Genomic DNA, 5,068 nt, shown 5'->3' on the forward strand with positions numbered 1-5,068 from the left:
GCTAAGCGACTACCATATCTCACAGGGGGCAACCCCCAACTACTTCCGGCGTTCTAGGGCTTAACTTCTGTGTTCGGCATGGGTACAGGTGTATCTCCTAGGCTATCGTCACTTAACTTACTGAATTAACTTGCAATATCTTGTTGCCTTGTCAACTCAAAATTGAATAACTACTCAAAGCTCACAATACTTGCCAAAAGCTGCGCTCAATGAAAATTGGATAAGTCCTCGAGCTATTAGTATTAGTCCGCTACATGTGTCGCCACACTTCCACTCCTAACCTATCTACCTGATCTTCTCTCAGGGCTCTTACTAACTTGCGTTATGGGAAATCTCATCTTGAGGTGGGTTTCACACTTAGATGCTTTCAGCGTTTATCCCTTCCCTACATAGCTACCCAGCGATGCCTCTGGCGAGACAACTGGTACACCAGCGGTAAGTCCACTCTGGTCCTCTCGTACTAGGAGCAGATCCTCTCAAATTTCCTACGCCCGCGACGGATAGGGACCGAACTGTCTCACGACGTTCTGAACCCAGCTCGCGTGCCGCTTTAATGGGCGAACAGCCCAACCCTTGGGACCGACTACAGCCCCAGGATGCGACGAGCCGACATCGAGGTGCCAAACCTCCCCGTCGATGTGAACTCTTGGGGGAGATAAGCCTGTTATCCCCAGGGTAGCTTTTATCCGTTGAGCGATGGCCCTTCCATGCGGAACCACCGGATCACTAAGCCCGACTTTCGTCCCTGCTCGAGTTGTAGCTCTCGCAGTCAAGCTCCCTTATACCTTTACACTCTGCGACTGATTTCCAACCAGTCTGAGGGAACCTTTGGGCGCCTCCGTTACCTTTTAGGAGGCGACCGCCCCAGTCAAACTGCCCGTCAGACACTGTCTCCGATAGGGATCACCTATCCGGGTTAGAGTGGCCATAACACAAGGGTAGTATCCCAACAACGCCTCCATCGAAACTGGCGTCCCGATCTCATAGGCTCCTACCTATCCTGTACATGTGGCACAGACACTCAATATCAAACTGCAGTAAAGCTCCATGGGGTCTTTCCGTCCTGTCGCGGGTAACCTGCATCTTCACAGGTACTAAAATTTCACCGAGTCTCTCGTTGAGACAGTGCCCAAATCATTACGCCTTTCGTGCGGGTCGGAACTTACCCGACAAGGAATTTCGCTACCTTAGGACCGTTATAGTTACGGCCGCCGTTTACTGGGGCTTCAATTCATACCTTCGCGTTACCGCTAAGCACTCCTCTTAACCTTCCAGCACCGGGCAGGCGTCACCCCCTATACATCATCTTACGATTTAGCAGAGAGCTGTGTTTTTGATAAACAGTTGCTTGGGCCTATTCACTGCGGCTGACCTATGTCAGCACCCCTTCTCCCGAAGTTACGGGGTCATTTTGCCGAGTTCCTTAACGAGAGTTCTCTCGCTCACCTGAGGCTACTCGCCTCGACTACCTGTGTCGGTTTGCGGTACGGGTAGAGTATGATACAACGCTAGAAGCTTTTCTTGGCAGTGTGACATCACTCACTCGCTACTAAACTTCGCTCCCCATCACAGCTCAACGTTATAGGTATAAGCATTTGACTCATACCACGCCTCACTGCTTAGACGTACATCCATTCGTACGCACGAGTTAGCCTACTGCGTCCCTCCATCACTTCATACTCTAGTACAGGAATATCAACCTGTTGTCCATCGGATACACCTTTCGGTCTCTCCTTAGGTCCCGACTAACCCAGGGCGGACGAGCCTTCCCCTGGAAACCTTAGTCTTACGGTGGATGGGATTCTCACCCATCTTTCGCTACTCATACCGGCATTCTCACTTCTATGCGTTCCAGCGCTCCTCACGGTACACCTTCTCCACACATAGAACGCTCTCCTACCATACCTATAAAGGTATCCACAGCTTCGGTAAATTGTTTTAGCCCCGGTACATTTTCGGCGCAGGGTCACTCGACTAGTGAGCTATTACGCACTCTTTGAATGAATAGCTGCTTCTAAGCTAACATCCTAGTTGTCTGTGCAACCCCACATCCTTTTCCACTTAACAATTATTTTGGGACCTTAGCTGGTGGTCTGGGCTGTTTCCCTTTCGACTACGGATCTTAGCACTCGCAGTCTGACTGCCGACCATAATTCATTGGCATTCGGAGTTTATCTGAGATTGGTAATCCGGGATGGACCCCTCACCCAAACAGTGCTCTACCTCCAAGAATCTTTATGTCGACGCTAGCCCTAAAGCTATTTCGGAGAGAACCAGCTATCTCCAAGTTCGTTTGGAATTTCTCCGCTACCCACAAGTCATCCAAGCACTTTTCAACGTGCCCTGGTTCGGTCCTCCAGTGCGTTTTACCGCACCTTCAACCTGCTCATGGGTAGGTCACATGGTTTCGGGTCTACATCATGATACTAAGACGCCCTATTCAGACTCGGTTTCCCTACGGCTCCGTCTCTTCAACTTAACCTCGCATCATAACGTAACTCGCCGGTTCATTCTACAAAAGGCACGCTCTCACCCATTAACGGGCTCGAACTTGTTGTAGGCACACGGTTTCAGGTTCTATTTCACTCCCCTTCCGGGGTACTTTTCACCTTTCCCTCACGGTACTGGTTCACTATCGGTCACTAGGGAGTATTTAGGGTTGGGAGATGGTCCTCCCAGATTCCGACGGGATTTCGCGTGTCCCGCCGTACTCAGGATTCTGCTAGGTACAGATTCTATTTAAAATACGAGGCTCTTACTCTCTTTGGCTGACCTTCCCATGTCATTCTTCTATAAAATCTGAGTCCACATTGCAGTCCTACAACCCCGAAGAGTAAACTCTTCGGTTTGCCCTCCTGCCGTTTCGCTCGCCGCTACTAAGGCAATCGCTTTTGCTTTCTCTTCCTGCAGCTACTTAGATGTTTCAGTTCACTGCGTCTTCCTCCTCATATCCTTAACAGATATGGGTACTAGCCATTAGCTAGTGGGTTCCCCCATTCGGATACCCCCGGATCATCGCTTACTTACAGCTCCCCGAGGCATTTCGTCGTTTGTCACGTCCTTCTTCGGCTCCTAGTGCCAAGGCATCCACCGTGCGCCCTTATTAACTTAACCTTATTAACCTAATTCTTTCAAATTAGAAAACTCATTAATTCACAGCGTTTTCGGTTTATTTTCTTGTTACTATTTGATATAGTTATTCAATTTTCAATGGACAATCTTAGGATTTCTCCTAATGGAGCCTAGCGGGATCGAACCGCTGACCTCCTGCGTGCAAAGCAGGCGCTCTCCCAGCTGAGCTAAGGCCCCACAAGACCTCTCAAAACTAAACATGACGACCAATGGCTTCCTTTTTCCTTAGAAAGGAGGTGATCCAGCCGCACCTTCCGATACGGCTACCTTGTTACGACTTCACCCCAATCATCTATCCCACCTTAGGCGGCTGGCTCCTAAAAGGTTACCTCACCGACTTCGGGTGTTACAAACTCTCGTGGTGTGACGGGCGGTGTGTACAAGGCCCGGGAACGTATTCACCGCGGCGTGCTGATCCGCGATTACTAGCGATTCCGACTTCATGTAGGCGAGTTGCAGCCTACAATCCGAACTGAGACTGGCTTTAAGAGATTAGCTTGCCGTCACCGACTTGCGACTCGTTGTACCAGCCATTGTAGCACGTGTGTAGCCCAGGTCATAAGGGGCATGATGATTTGACGTCATCCCCACCTTCCTCCGGTTTATTACCGGCAGTCTCGCTAGAGTGCCCAACTAAATGATGGCAACTAACAATAAGGGTTGCGCTCGTTGCGGGACTTAACCCAACATCTCACGACACGAGCTGACGACAACCATGCACCACCTGTCACCGGTGTGCCGAAGCAAAATCCTATCTCTAGGACGGGCACCGGGATGTCAAGACCTGGTAAGGTTCTTCGCGTTGCTTCGAATTAAACCACATGCTCCACCGCTTGTGCGGGCCCCCGTCAATTCCTTTGAGTTTCAACCTTGCGGTCGTACTCCCCAGGCGGAGTGCTTAATGCGTTAGCTGCGGCACTGAGTCCCGGAAAGGACCCAACACCTAGCACTCATCGTTTACGGCGTGGACTACCAGGGTATCTAATCCTGTTTGCTCCCCACGCTTTCGAGCCTCAGCGTCAGTTACAGACCAGAGAGCCGCTTTCGCCACCGGTGTTCCTCCATATATCTACGCATTTCACCGCTACACATGGAATTCCACTCTCCCCTTCTGCACTCAAGTTAAACAGTTTCCAAAGCGTACTATGGTTAAGCCACAGCCTTTAACTTCAGACTTATCTAACCGCCTGCGCTCGCTTTACGCCCAATAAATCCGGACAACGCTCGGGACCTACGTATTACCGCGGCTGCTGGCACGTAGTTAGCCGTCCCTTTCTGGTAAGATACCGTCACAGTGTGAACTTTCCACTCTCACACTCGTTCTTCTCTTACAACAGAGCTTTACGATCCGAAAACCTTCTTCACTCACGCGGCGTTGCTCGGTCAGACTTCCGTCCATTGCCGAAGATTCCCTACTGCTGCCTCCCGTAGGAGTCTGGGCCGTGTCTCAGTCCCAGTGTGGCCGATCACCCTCTCAGGTCGGCTATGTATCGTCGCCTTGGTGAGCCGTTACCCCACCAACTAGCTAATACAACGCAGGTCCATCTGGTAGTGGTGCAATTGCACCTTTTAATTGACTATCATGCAATAGTCAATGTTATGCGGTATTAGCTATCGTTTCCAATAGTTATCCCCCGCTACCAGGCAGGTTACCTACGCGTTACTCACCCGTTCGCAACTCATCCAGAAGAGCAAGCTCTCCCTTCAGCGTTCTACTTGCATGTATTAGGCACGCCGCCAGCGTTCGTCCTGAGCCAGGATCAAACTCTCATTAAAAGTTTGAGTTCTCACTCATTTCTGTCACTGACAGATTTATTGTTTTTTCTTTGTTCAGTACTACAACAGATGTTGTAGCGCCCTGCACATTGGTTCGTCTTGTTCAGTTTTCAAAGGTCTTTATCGCTCTCTCAAGCGACAACTATATCAGTATATCACC

General features: G+C 50.2%; 1 tRNA gene and 3 rRNA genes. All 4 read right to left on the minus strand.

Going from position 1 to position 5,068, the window contains the following annotated elements:
* The 4 genes from rrf to SCRDD08_RS10595 all read right to left on the minus strand — a co-directional run bounded on the left by rrf (position 1) and on the right by SCRDD08_RS10595 (position 4,908).
* Positions 1 to 116, minus strand: a 5S ribosomal RNA gene (rrf, locus tag SCRDD08_RS10580).
* A gap of 100 nt (positions 117 to 216) precedes the next feature.
* Positions 217 to 3,114, minus strand: a 23S ribosomal RNA gene (locus SCRDD08_RS10585).
* Between the two features lie 122 nt (positions 3,115 to 3,236).
* A tRNA-Ala gene (locus tag SCRDD08_RS10590) sits at positions 3,237 to 3,309 on the minus strand.
* Between the two features lie 52 nt (positions 3,310 to 3,361).
* Positions 3,362 to 4,908, minus strand: a 16S ribosomal RNA gene (locus SCRDD08_RS10595).
* The 16S, 23S and 5S rRNA genes sit together here with 1 tRNA gene alongside, the layout of an rRNA operon.
* Positions 4,909 to 5,068: the final 160 nt, after the last annotated feature.

Source organism: Streptococcus cristatus, assembly GCF_001578775.1.
In the GTDB taxonomy this organism is placed as follows: Bacteria; Bacillota; Bacilli; order Lactobacillales; family Streptococcaceae; genus Streptococcus; species Streptococcus cristatus_A.